This window comes from Flavobacterium sp. Sr18 (assembly GCF_011064265.1).
Taxonomy (GTDB): domain Bacteria; phylum Bacteroidota; class Bacteroidia; order Flavobacteriales; family Flavobacteriaceae; genus Flavobacterium; species Flavobacterium petrolei.
The window spans coordinates 1,279,276-1,292,417 of the sequence record NZ_CP049329.1 but is presented as its reverse complement, the minus strand read 5'-3'; the positions used below and the strand labels follow the sequence as shown (position 1 = coordinate 1,292,417).

Genomic DNA, 13,142 nt, shown 5'->3' with positions numbered 1-13,142 from the left:
GCTATCAAATTATCTTTTTATCCAGTAAATTGATGACATCTTCTTCTCCCACTTGTAAATTCCAAACTTCAAATCCTAATGCGAATGCAGCATCTGTATTATCTTTTTTATCATCCACAAATAACGTGCGTTTGGGAGCTAATTCATGGTTGTTTATCAAATGATGGAATGTTTCAGGGTTGGGTTTTCTCAAGCCAAGTTCAAATGAAAAATAAACTTTTTCAAAACATTGATAAAAATCCCTGTAAAATGAAACTCCATGCGTTTGCTCGAAATTTTCGATGTGAATTGCATCCGTATTGGATAATAAGAAAAGACGGTATTTCTCAGAAAGCATTTGCAGAAATTCTAATCGATACAACGGAAAGTCAAGAAGTATCGCGTTCCAAGCGGACAATATTTCTTTTATGCTGGCAGTAGGAATGTGTTTTTGAATTCCAAAAAGGAAGTTTTCACGGGAGATTTGCCCAGTTTCAAACTGTTTATTCAAAAAATCCAGATCTTCATTCCATTCCTTCAATCCTAATTTTTTAAAAGCATTAATGGTGGCTTGCTTATCTAAATTGATAAATACATCTCCAAAATCAAATATTATAGTATTAATCATGGTTGCTAGAAATTATAAGTTCGTCAGCACTAATAAAATGTTTTTCGAATTGTTTATTAACAAGATTAGGCGCCTTGATCCCATTTTTGAATTGGACTTTTCCAATAAATATTCGTGCCTCGTCCCAAAGATTGGCATCGATAAAAGTTTGTATTGTTTGTCTTCCGCCTTCAATAATAACGGATTGAATGTTATGTTTATACAACGATTGAATAACTTGCTGCGCTACATTTTTTTCAAAATCGATTGTTTCAAAGATACTGTTTTCTTTTTCAACAGACGTTTCAAATCTGGAAAATAGGATAGTTTTAACTTGATTGTCAAGGATATGATTGTCTTTTGGGATTCGGTTATTTTGGTCTAAAACCACTCGAATCGGATTGTTTCCATACCAATCTCTGGCATCTAGTTTTGGATTATCATCAATAACCGTTTGAGTTCCCACGAGAATCGCTTGTTCTTCAGTACGCCATTTGTGTACTAATTGTCTAGAGTACGTATTGGTAATCCACACCGGTTTTCTTTCTAATTTTTCAGTGGGTGCAATAAAGCCATCTATACTTTCGGCCCATTTCAAAATGATATACGGCCTTTTCTTTTCGTGAAATGTAAAGAATCTTTTATTAAGTTCATGACATTCCTTTTCAAGGATACCTACGGTGACATATATTCCGGCTTCAATCAGTTTTTTGATTCCGTCTCCAGCTACTTTTACATTAGGATCCACTGTTCCTATGACCACATTTGGAATTTTATTTTTGATAATCAAATCACAACATGGAGGTGTTTTTCCGAAATGACTGCACGGCTCCAGACTCACATAAATCGTGGCTTTTTTCAATAATGATTTGTCCTTAACGGAATTTACAGCATTGACTTCGGCATGCGGTTCTCCTGATTTTTTATGCCAGCCTTCACCAATGATTTTATCTTTATAAACTATAACACTGCCCACTAAAGGATTTGGATACGTTGTTCCTAAACCATTTTTTGCTAATTCGATGCACCGTTTTATGTATTTTTCATGTATTTTCACTTCACAAAAGTAGTAATTTTTGAGGTTAGCCCCAATCCTGTATCGAAACTTCGGAAGCGAGTTGGGATTTGTTTGAAACTTTTAAAAATAATAGTAAACAATTTCTATTTTTGCAGGTATAATCAGATTTTGAAAAAATGGAAAACTACATTATCAGAAAAATAAATAAAGAGGACAATCCTGAAGTTGCACAATTAATTCGTGCCGTTTTTGATGAATTGGATATTCCAAAAGTGGGAACAGCCTATGAAGATCCGTATTTGGATTTAATGTATGAAGAATACAATAAACCAAAATCCGTTTATTACGTTGTGGAGAACAACGGAAGAATTGTAGGTGTAGCCGGAATTGCTCCGCTTGCAAATGAAGCAGATAGCATTTGCGAATTACAGAAAATGTATTTTTTACCTGAAACTCGCGGCATTGGAATTGGAACTGAAATGATGGAAGTGTGTATCCAAAGTGCTCGAAATTTTGGTTTCGAAAAATGCTATTTGGAAACGATGCCATTTATGCTTGATGCACAAAAATTATATAAAAAGACAGGTTTTGAATATATTTCTGGTCCTATGGGAAGTACCGGTCATGTTAGTTGTCCGGTTTGGATGCTAAAAGAGCTGTAAGTTTTAAAAGTTGAATTGCCGAATTGCTTCATAGCATCGATACCACTATAAAATGAAAATCAAAGAATACAGAAGCCAGTTTATTCAGCAACTTACACCCATTTGCGATGCAGGTGAGGCCGAGAGTTTTTTTTATTTGGTTCTCGAGGATAAACAGCAATTAAAAAGAATTGACTTGGCTTTACATCCTGATTTGGTTTTTTCGGAGGAAGAAATTGTAGTTTGGAACTTGATTTTAGAACAATTGAAACAGGAGATTCCGATTCAATATTTGTTGGGAAAAACCAGTTTTTATGGTTTGGATTTTGAAGTCAATGAAAATGTTTTAATTCCAAGACCAGAGACCGAAGAATTAGTCGAGTGGATTTTAGAAAGTCAAAAGTCAAAAGGAGAAAATAAAAAGATCCGTATTCTTGATATTGGAACAGGAAGTGGTTGCATCGCTATTTCATTGGCGAAGAATCTTCCAAATGCTCAGGTTTTTGCGATTGATGTTTCTGAAAAAGCTTTGGCTACAGCCAAAAGGAATGCCAAAATAAATGCTGTAAACGTCACTTTTATCAATCAAAACATTCTTGAAACAGAAGATTTAGGGCAACAATTTGATATTATTGTGTCCAATCCGCCTTATGTCCGGAATCTTGAAAAGGTGGAAATCAAGAAAAATGTTTTGGACAATGAACCACATTTGGCACTTTTTGTAGAAGATAACGACGCATTAATTTTCTATAAAAAAATAGCCGAATTAGCTCAGAAAAATGGTTCTGAAAATAGTCAGTTGTATTTTGAAATCAATCAGTATTTAGGAAAAGAAATGATCAATTTGCTTGAAAAAATGAATTTCAAAAACATCGAATTGCGCAACGATATTTACGGGAACGATCGCATGATTAGTTGTCATCGCTAGGAACGAAGCGATGTTATTTAATTTAGGTTGCTGTACCTGTAAAAGTTCTAGTTTTATGCGGTTTGCGTGAGGGGTAGGAGCTAGTTACCTTGTAACGCGTATGACCCGACCCTATTAAAAAAAGGGGCTATTAACTCATATGGTTAATAGCCCCTTTTTTTAATAGGGTCGCGCCCAAATTTTTTTCCTGAAAAATTTCATGCAATGATTTTGAACACTACTATTATTCGTATCGTAACGCTTCAATTGGATCTAATACAGCGGCTTTGATAGCAGGGTATAATCCGGAAGCAATGGCTACGATGAAACTGGTGATGAAAGCTGCTATTATAGCACCCCACGGAATTACGAATGCAAAATCCATTGCAGTTGCAATACCAAATCCAATTAGGATACCAAAAATGATTCCAACTAATCCGCCCAGTTGACCAATTAGCAATGTTTCTATGAAAAACTGAATTGCTATAGTCGTTTTTTTGGCTCCCAATGCTTTTCTGACCCCAATTTCTCGGGTACGTTCTGTTACCGAGACAATCATAATATTCATCAAAGCGATAGAAGAACCAAGAACGGTGATAATACCTATCAGCCAAGAAGCAAGTCCCAAATATTGAGTGATGCCTAAAATTCGGTTGATTAGGTCATCACTGCGGACGATTCCAAAATTGTTGTCTTCAACCGGACTTAATTTACGAACCCTGCGCATGGTGCTGTTAGCATTGTCAATGGCTTGGTCCAGCAACTCTTTTTTGCCAACCATAACACTCACCGTATAATTGATATTAGGCGCCGTAAATAAGGAACGCGCTAATTGTATTGGGATTAAAACCCGCAAATCCTGACTGTTCCCAAAGGTGGATCCTTTCTCTTTTAGTACACCAATAACCCTAAACTTAGCGCCTCTGATTGAAATTATTTTATCAATTGGATTCACGTCTTTGAGCAGTCCTTTTTCAAAATCAGAACCTACAACACAAACATACGCATTGTTGTCAATATCAAATCCTGTAAAATTTCGTCCAGCACTTGTTTCTAAACCGGAATTAGTCATGAAAAATTCATCGACTCCTACAATTGAATTTTCAGGATCCGTTTTTGACGATTCAAATTTTACTTCTGCGCCAGAAGTAGCGGTAAATGAAAGCGAAGTTTCCGTAAAAGGATAGCTGTATTTATTCTTAAAAGCCACCGCTTCAGGATACGAAATGATAGGATTAATTATTTCACGTTCGTCTCTTCCCTGTCTTCTTACAGTGTTTTCATACTGTTTTAGGTTGAAGGTATTGGCTCCCATCGATGCAAAATCGGAGGAGATCGTATTTTCAAGTGCCGAAACAACCGTAAGAATACTGACTAAAGCCGTGATTCCAATAGCGATAATCATCACCGTAAGAACCGTTCGCAACAATTGCGTTCTGATAGAACCTAGTGCAATGCGAATATTTTCTTTGAATAATTTTAACATCATAGCAGTTTGACACGAAAATACAATTTTTGTTACAAATTTCCTTTTCAAAAATCCTAATTTATTTTTTAGGAGCTATTTACTTCGTCAGTTCGCTTCGCTCGTGTCCAGCTTTTCGCTACAACCTGTCAGTGAAAATAATTTGTTTTTTTTTGCCTAAAAGGAGCTTCCTTTGGTCGCTCTTTCAGGCAAGAAAACAATATTGTTTTTTACTTCCCTATTTTCGCTGCAAACGAAGTTCTCTGAACTCCTGTGAAAAATAGAAATTAAGTGAAGTAATCTGGGCTAGGCATCTGGCAATAAAATGATGAAATTTGTAAACAGATTTATTTTAAAAATAAGATATTTGCAAATAATTAGAATTTGGAGTTTTTCAAGAATTCCAAAATCTGAAAATCTAAAATCCAATAATCAAAAAATGGCATCAAAACCGAGCATTCCAAAAGGAACCAGAGATTTTTCACCTACAGAGGTGGCAAAACGTAACTATATCATTCAGATTATAAAAAGTAATTTCGAGAAATTCGGATTCCAACCCATAGAAACGCCTTCATTTGAAAACTCCGAAACCCTGATGGGAAAATATGGGGAAGAAGGCGATCGTTTGATTTTCAAAATATTAAATTCCGGAGATTATTTGGCGAAAGCCAATGCAACGCACTTGGAAAATAAAGACAGCACAAAACTGACGGCGAGTATATCGGAGAAAGCATTGCGTTATGACTTAACCGTTCCGTTTGCGCGTTATGTGGTACAACACCAAAATGATATTGAATTTCCGTTCAAGAGATACCAAATCCAACCCGTTTGGAGAGCAGATCGACCACAAAAAGGCCGTTTCAGAGAATTTTTTCAATGTGATGCGGATGTGGTAGGTTCTAAATCGTTGTGGCAAGAAGTAGAACTGGTGCAGTTATATGACACGGTTTTTTCGGCTTTGGGTTTAGAAGGTGTAACCATCAAAATCAATAACAGAAAAATATTATCTGGGATTGCAGAGGTAATCGGTGCTTCGGATAAATTAATAGATTTCACGGTAGCGTTGGACAAGCTGGACAAAATAGGCGAGGACGGTGTGAAAAAAGAAATGATGGAGAAAGGAATTTCAGAAGATGCGATTCTGAAAGTACAGCCTTTATTTAATTTCACAGGAAGTATTTCGGAGAAAATAAACCAGCTTTCTGTTTTGCTTTCGGAGTCCAATGAAGGAATGAAAGGAGTTGAAGAGCTGCGTTTTATTTGTGACAACGTTACGGAACTAGGATTGTCGACAGCAATTTTAGACTTGGATGTAACCTTGGCCAGAGGATTGAATTATTATACAGGTGCCATTTTTGAAGTGGCTCCACCAAAATCAGTAGCAATGGGATCCATTGGCGGCGGTGGACGATATGATGATTTGACAGGAATTTTCGGATTGAAAAACATGAGCGGCGTGGGAATTTCTTTTGGATTGGACCGAATTTATTTAGTTGTAGAGGAACTGAATTTATTTCCGGAAACTGTAACGGCAACTTCCAAAGCGCTTTTTATCAATTATGGTGAAAAAGAAGCTTTTTATGCGATGAAAGCAATAAAAGAATTAAGGAATGGAGGCATTAAAGTAGAAATGTATCCTGATAATGCGAAAGTGGCGAAGCAGTTTCAACATGCGGACAAAAGAGGAATTCCTTTTGCTGTAATTGTAGGAGAGCAGGAATTGGCTTCTAATACTTTTTCTCTCAAAAATCTAATGACGGGCGAACAGCTTTCGTTAGATTTTGAAGGTGTAAGGCAAGCATTATCAGATTCTTAAATTTAAAAGCAGAAAAAAAGCTTCGTTTTGGTAAACGAAGCTTTTTTAATATAAAATAATGGTGAATTAATAATTGTTTAGAATAAAACCTTTGGTTTTTTAACTTTTAAAAGTGTTCTAAATAAAAAGTTGCAACAAAGCTAGATAAAGAATGTCAAGATAATCTTAAAATAATATTAAAATTTTAAGTCTATAGTAGTTATGTTGAGAAGAAAAGTCAAATCGACAAAAAGGTGACAATTTGACATTTTAAAAGAATTGGCAGTACTTTTGCAATCCAAAAAAAAGAATAAAAATGAAGTTTAAGAATATTTTTAAAAATACGAATACTATGACTACTGAAAATACAGAAATCGATCAAGAATTAGATGATGCGACATTAGAAAATAATGCCAATGGGGAGCAAATGATTGTTGAGGAATTAAGTGTAGAAGAGCAATTAACGCAAGATTTAGCCAAAGAAAAAGATAAATATTTACGATTATTTGCTGAATTCGAAAATTATAAAAGAAGAACTTCTAAAGAACGCATCGAGTTATTCAAAACAGCTAATCAAGAAGTTTTATTGGCTATGCTTCCTGTATTAGATGATTTCGACAGAGCTTTGGTTGAAATTAGCAAATCGGATGACGAATTGTTGACAAAAGGAGTGGAGCTTATTCATGAAAAACTAAAAAGCACTTTAGTTTCTAAAGGATTAGAGCAAGTTGAGGTGAAGGCTGGAGACGCTTTTGATGCTGATTTTGCTGAAGCAATTACTCAGATTCCAGCGCCAAAAATGAAGGGAAAAATTGTTGATGTTCTTGAAAAAGGATACAAATTAGGAGACAAGATCATTCGTTTTCCAAAAGTTGTAATAGGGCAGTAATAGATTCGCGATTAATCGCGTATTTATATCACGCATTGATTCGCATTGCAGTGCGTTTCAACAAAAGAAAAAATAAAAATGAAAAAAGATTTTTACGAAATATTAGGCATTTCAAAAAATGCTGATGCTGCTGAAATTAAAAAAGCATATAGAAAAAATGCTTTACAATATCATCCTGACAAAAATCCTGGAGACAAATCGGCAGAAGATAAGTTTAAATTAGCTGCTGAAGCTTACGAAGTATTAAGTGATCCTCAGAAAAAAGCCAAATACGATCAATATGGTCATCAAGCTTTTGATGGTTCTGGCGGTTTTGGCGGAGGTGGTCACGGCGGAATGAATATGGATGACATATTCAGTCAGTTTGGTGATATCTTCGGAGGCGGTTTTGGTGGTTTCGGAGGCGGTGGAGGCGGCGGAGTTCGTCGTGCTAAAGGAAGCAACCTTCGTATCAAAGTAAAATTGACATTGGAAGAAATTGCCAATGGCGTTGAGAAAAAAGTAAAAGTAAAACGTAAAGTTCAAGCCCCTGGTGTGACCTACAAAACATGTTCTACCTGTAATGGTCAAGGGCAAGTGATGCGCGTTACGAATACCATTTTGGGCAGAATGCAATCAGCTTCTACGTGTCCAACATGTAGTGGTTCAGGCCAAATTTTAGATAAAAAACCATCAGAAGCGGATTCACAAGGAATGATTCTTGAAGATGAAACAGTTTCTATAAAAATACCTGCGGGTGTTGTGGACGGAATGCAATTGAAAGTTTCTAATAAAGGAAACGATGCTCCGGGAAATAGTATTCCAGGAGATTTAATTGTTGCAATTGAAGAATTGGAGCATGAGTTCCTGAAACGTGAAGGTGAGAATTTACACTACGATTTATATATCAGTTTTGCTGAAGCGGTTCTTGGAATCTCTAAAGATATTGAAGCTATAAACGGAAAAGTGAGAATCAAACTAGAAGAAGGGATTCAATCCGGTAAAATTCTGAGATTAAAAGGAAAAGGAATTCCAAGTATCAATGGCTACGGAAACGGAGATTTATTGGTGCATGTAAATGTTTGGACTCCAAAAACATTGAACAAAGAACAAAAACAGTTTTTTGAAAAAAATCTTACTGATGAGAATTTCATTCCAAATCCAGAAAAATCAGACAAGTCATTTTTTGAGAAAGTTAAAGATATGTTTTCATAATAAAAGTAGAGATAAAATTTATCAATGCTGTTTAAAATATATTCCCCATCCTTGCTAAAATAAGGATGGGTTTTTTATGTAACTATTCTAAGTATTTCGGTACTAATTATTTACTTTTACACCAACTAAAAAATAAGCATGAGTAATATTCTTGAAGTGAATAAAGTTGTTAAGCAATACGGTGATTATGTGGCGCTTAACGAGGTTTCATTAATGGTTCCAAAAGGAAGTATCTACGGACTTTTAGGTCCAAATGGAGCCGGAAAAACATCACTTATCCGAATTATTAACCAAATTACATTGCCTGATAGCGGTGAAATTATTTTGGATGGTGAAAAACTGCAACCCAAACACGTTCAATATATAGGCTATTTACCCGAAGAAAGAGGATTGTATAACACGATGAAAGTGGGAGAACAATGCCTGTATTTGGCTCAAATGAAAGGTCTTTCTAAGGCTGAAGCCAAAAAACAACTCGAGTATTGGTTCGAAAGATTAGAAATTCAAGGCTGGTGGAATAAGAAAATCCAAGAGCTTTCTAAAGGAATGGCGCAGAAAATTCAGTTTGTGGTTTGCGTTTTGCATAAACCTAAACTATTGATTTTTGACGAACCTTTTTCTGGTTTTGATCCTGTAAACGCCAATATCATAAAAGATGAAATCCTGGCATTGCGAGAAGAAGGAGCTACCATAATTTTCTCGACTCACCGCATGGAAAGCGTTGAAGAATTATGTGACCATATTGCGCTGATTCATAAATCCAATAAACTCATTGAAGGAAAACTGGATGATGTAAAAAGACAATTTAAAACCAATAGTTTTGAAGTAGGCATTTTATCGGAGAATGTAGAAGGATTGATGTATGCAATTACACAAAAATTTACCGTTGGTCCAGTTAATTTTAAATCACTGAACAACGAATTAAAACTGGAAATCCAACTAGGGAATGCCACGCCAAATGAGTTATTGAATATCTTGACGCAATGCGGACAAGTAACACATTTTGTAGAAAAAATTCCAAGTGTCAATGATATTTTTATTCAAACAGTAACACAATAGACTTTTCAGACTTCTTAGATTTTTAGAAAATCTAAAGGTTTATAATTCTAACAGTCTAAAATGTCTAACAATCTAACCATCTAAAATGTCCATAGTATCATTAATCATAAAAAGAGAGTTTATTGCCAAGGTTCGCAATAAATCCTTTATTGTTATGACTTTTTTAAGTCCGTTACTGTTTGTAGCAATTGCATCATTTGTGGCGTATTTAAGTTCCATGAAAGCGGAAACAAAGCGAATTGCCATTCATGACGAATCGGGAATGTTTGTAAAGGAATTTACGTCGCAGAACAATAAAAATGATGAATACAAATACCTTGATTTGTCTCTCATAGATTTAAAATTCCTGAGAGACAGTATCACAAATGAAAGCTATGAAGGATTATTGTATATCCCAAAGGCGAGTAATACTAAGGAATTTGAAAGTAAAATCCAATTTATTTCAAACAGCAGTCCTAGTATTTCATTCATTGAAAATGTTCAGGATATAATTGCAAGTAAACTGACCAAAAACAATTTAGAAAAAGCTCATTTAGATACGCTGGCAATTAAAAACGCCCAGTCCAAAGTGAATATCAGTTTGACAAAAGCATCCGGTGAAGAAAGTGTCAAAGGACTTAACGAAATCAAAATCGGTATCGGTGGAGCATTTGGGTACCTTATTATGATGTTCATAATCATATACGGAAACATGGTGATGCGAAGTGTCATTGAAGAAAAAACCAGCCGAATTGTAGAAATCATAATTTCCTCAGTGAAACCATTTCAATTAATGATGGGAAAAATCATAGGAACTTCATTAGCAGGATTGTTGCAATTCTTTATTTGGGCAATAATCGGACTATCATTAATGTTTGCAGCTTCTGTGTTTTTTGGAGTAAATGTGGGGCCTACAGCCAGAGTTTCACCAGAAATGATGCAGACTGCACAGCAAGAAATGACCGGAACTGCTCAAATGTATATTAAGGAATTATGGAATTTACCCATTGCAAGTATCTTGATTGGATTTGTGATTTATTTCATAGGCGGTTATTTTCTGTACAGTTCCTTTTACGCGGCAATTGGTGCCGCAGTAGATAATCAAACGGATTCACAGCAATTTTTGTTGCCAATCATTATGCCGTTAATGTTGAGCGTTTACGTTGGTTTTTTTACAGTTATCAATGATCCACATGGCACAGTTGCAGTTGTTTTTTCAATGATTCCACTTACCTCACCAATAGTAATGTTGATGCGCATTCCGTTTGGCGTACCTTTGTGGCAAATCGCTATATCTGTAACGTTATTGTTTGCAAGCTTCTTTGGTGTCGTTTGGTTTGCTGCAAAAGTGTACCGAATAGGAATACTCATGTACGGCAAAAAACCAACGTGGAGTGAAATGTACCGCTGGTTGAAATATTAAATAAAGCTCGGTTCAGCTTTGTTAAAACTTAATTAATTTATGGAGCTATTTCCCGCTTTCCGTTGTAATCTTTTTATTTTTAAAGAAAAAATAAAAAGGATTTCCACTTCAATCGGGGCTAGGGCATCAGTTTTCAAAAACGTAGTCTATTAATTAGAAACGAAAATTTTGTGTCTTGGTGGCTAAACAAAAATAAAAATATGTCAAAAATACTAATCATAGAAGACGAAGCCGCAATTCGTAGGGTACTCACAAAAATACTTTCTGAAGAAAATGACACTTATCAGGTTGAAGAAGCCGAAGATGGTGTTGCAGGTCTTGAAAAAATAAAGAACAACGATTACGATTTGGTTTTGTGCGACATCAAAATGCCGAAGATGGATGGTGTTGAGGTATTAGAAGCAGTTAAAAAAATCAAGCCCGAAATTCCTATGGTAATGATTTCAGGTCATGGCGATATGGAAACGGCAATCAATACGATGCGTTTGGGAGCGTTTGATTACATTTCAAAACCACCGGATTTAAACCGATTGTTAAATACGGTTCGCAACGCTTTGGACAAAAAACAACTCGTAGTTGAGAATAAAATTCTGAAGAAAAAAGTCAGCAAGAATTACGAGATGATTGGCGAAAGTGAAGCCATTAATCACATCAAAGTGATGATTGAGAAAGTAGCACAAACTGAAGCCAGAGTTTTAATCACGGGGCCAAACGGAACCGGAAAAGAATTGGTTGCCCATCAATTACACGAAAAGAGCGAGCGCGCTAATTTCCCTTTAATTGAAGTAAACTGTGCTGCGATTCCATCTGAATTGATTGAAAGTGAATTATTCGGTCATGTAAAAGGAGCGTTTACATCGGCCGTCAAAGATCGCGCAGGAAAATTTGAAGCGGCGGATAAAGGGACTATTTTCTTAGATGAAATTGGTGATATGAGTCTTTCGGCGCAAGCCAAAGTATTGCGTGCTTTACAGGAAAGCATGATTACTAGAGTGGGAGCGGACAAAGACATCAAAGTCGATGTTCGTGTGGTTGCAGCTACCAATAAAGATTTGAAAGTCGAAATTGCCGAAGGGCGTTTCCGTGAAGATTTATACCATCGTTTGGCAGTGATTTTGATAAAAGTTCCGGCTTTGAATGAAAGACGAGATGATATCCCGATGTTGATTTCGCATTTTGCGGATAAGATTGCTTCGGAGCAAGGGAATGCAGTCAAAAAATTCTCTTCAGCAGCGATTAATTTGTTGAAAGAATACGATTGGACAGGAAATATACGTGAGTTAAGAAATGTAGTAGAGCGCTTAATTATCCTTGGCGGAAGCGAAATTTCAGAGAATGATGTGAAGTTGTTTGCATCGAAATAAAATTAATTTAATGATTTGAAAATTTAACTATTTAAAGATTTGGCACTAGTTTAATCTTTTAATTTTTAATTTTTTAATCTTTCAATCATAAAAAATGAAACTAAAAAAAATAAACGAAGAGTTACAACAAGCCCTAATTGAAAACGGTTTGACCGAGGCCAATGCGATGCAAAAAGAAACATTTTCGACACTAAAAAGTGGTTCGGATTGTATCATTATTGCACCAAAAGGAAGCGGGAAATCAACGACAATTGTGCTAAATGTAATTCAGAGATTGGCAGGAGCAAACGAAGAATCGCCAAGGGCTTTGATTATTGTTGAAGACAAAGCGAAAGTATTGGAAATGGAATCTCTTTTTGAAAAATACGGAAAGAATTCTAATTTAGAAGTTTATGGTGTCCATGACAAAGGTGATATGGAATACGATAAAAATTATATCTCCAGCGGAATTGACGTGTTGATTGGGACTCCAAATAAGTTGAGTGAGATGTTTACTACGGCTGGATTTAACGTAAACCGATTGAAAATGTTTATTTTGGATGATGCTGATCCAATCTTGAAATTGCGTCATGAGACAAAAATCATGCGTATTTCGAATAGTATTGTGAGAACCCAACGTATTATTTTTTCGGAACAATTCACGGAACGTATTGAAGTCCTCGCAGAGAAAATGTTAGAGGAGCCTTATGAATTCGATTTTGATGAAGAAGATGAGGATGAAGACGATGAAGATTTTGAGGAGGAAGAAAACTTGGAGGCAGATGCAGAAGAGGATTTTGAGGAATTAGAAGGTGATGAAGAAAACGGTACAAAATAATTAAA

The 13,142-nt window shown here is 35.7% G+C and carries 12 protein-coding genes; 9 read left to right on the top strand and 3 right to left on the bottom strand.

The features are described 5' to 3' along the window. Window positions 1–4: 4 nt before the first annotated feature. Window positions 5–607 carry an HAD family phosphatase gene (locus G7A72_RS05730; protein ID WP_165151784.1) on the bottom strand — a complete coding sequence of 201 codons (603 nt, stop codon included), beginning with the start codon at window positions 605–607 and terminating at the stop codon, window positions 5–7. After that, a complete protein-coding gene (gene ribD / locus G7A72_RS05725) occupies window positions 600–1,643 on the bottom strand; it encodes a bifunctional diaminohydroxyphosphoribosylaminopyrimidine deaminase/5-amino-6-(5-phosphoribosylamino)uracil reductase RibD (protein ID WP_165151783.1) in 1,044 nt (347 codons plus the stop codon). Before ribD ends, G7A72_RS05730 begins: the two co-directional genes overlap by 8 nt. A 137-nt stretch (window positions 1,644–1,780) precedes the next feature. Between ribD and G7A72_RS05720 the strand changes: the two genes are divergently transcribed. Together G7A72_RS05720 and prmC are read left to right on the top strand one after the other, a co-directional pair. Beyond that, window positions 1,781–2,266: a GNAT family N-acetyltransferase gene (locus G7A72_RS05720; RefSeq protein WP_113665300.1), complete on the top strand. Its 486-nt coding sequence runs from the start codon at window positions 1,781–1,783 to the stop codon at window positions 2,264–2,266. A 52-nt stretch (window positions 2,267–2,318) separates the two neighbouring features. Continuing rightward, window positions 2,319–3,173 carry a peptide chain release factor N(5)-glutamine methyltransferase gene (gene prmC / locus G7A72_RS05715; RefSeq protein ID WP_165151782.1) on the top strand — a complete coding sequence of 285 codons (855 nt, stop codon included), beginning with the start codon at window positions 2,319–2,321 and terminating at the stop codon, window positions 3,171–3,173. Window positions 3,174–3,396: 223 nt separating this feature from the next. On the opposite strand, the gene G7A72_RS05710 is transcribed toward prmC, so the two are convergent. Then, a complete protein-coding gene (locus G7A72_RS05710) occupies window positions 3,397–4,641 on the bottom strand; it encodes an ABC transporter permease (protein ID WP_165151781.1) in 1,245 nt (414 codons plus the stop codon). A gap of 415 nt (window positions 4,642–5,056) precedes the next feature. On the opposite strand from G7A72_RS05710, the gene hisS reads away from it, so the two are divergent. The 7 genes from hisS (at window position 5,057) to G7A72_RS05675 (ending at window position 13,137) form a co-directional block, all read left to right on the top strand. Beyond that, a complete protein-coding gene (gene hisS / locus G7A72_RS05705; protein WP_165153657.1) occupies window positions 5,057–6,433 on the top strand; it encodes a histidine--tRNA ligase in 1,377 nt (458 codons plus the stop codon). A 295-nt stretch (window positions 6,434–6,728) separates the two neighbouring features. Continuing rightward, window positions 6,729–7,301, top strand: a complete 573-nt coding sequence (locus G7A72_RS05700; protein ID WP_113665302.1) for a nucleotide exchange factor GrpE — start codon at window positions 6,729–6,731, stop codon at window positions 7,299–7,301. A 78-nt stretch (window positions 7,302–7,379) separates the two neighbouring features. Further along, a complete protein-coding gene (dnaJ, locus tag G7A72_RS05695; RefSeq protein ID WP_091164593.1) occupies window positions 7,380–8,495 on the top strand; it encodes a molecular chaperone DnaJ in 1,116 nt (371 codons plus the stop codon). Window positions 8,496–8,633: 138 nt separating this feature from the next. Next, entirely contained in the window at window positions 8,634–9,554 is a 921-nt protein-coding gene (locus tag G7A72_RS05690; protein WP_165151780.1) for an ABC transporter ATP-binding protein, read from the top strand. Window positions 9,555–9,639: 85 nt separating this feature from the next. Further along, window positions 9,640–10,956 carry an ABC transporter permease gene (locus G7A72_RS05685; RefSeq protein WP_165151779.1) on the top strand — a complete coding sequence of 439 codons (1,317 nt, stop codon included), beginning with the start codon at window positions 9,640–9,642 and terminating at the stop codon, window positions 10,954–10,956. Window positions 10,957–11,156: 200 nt separating this feature from the next. Further along, complete coding sequence (locus G7A72_RS05680; protein WP_113665305.1) at window positions 11,157–12,320, top strand: sigma-54 dependent transcriptional regulator; 1,164 nt, start codon at window positions 11,157–11,159, stop codon at window positions 12,318–12,320. 94 nt (window positions 12,321–12,414) lie between these two features. Then, a complete protein-coding gene (locus G7A72_RS05675; protein ID WP_165151778.1) occupies window positions 12,415–13,137 on the top strand; it encodes a DEAD/DEAH box helicase in 723 nt (240 codons plus the stop codon). Window positions 13,138–13,142: the final 5 nt, after the last annotated feature.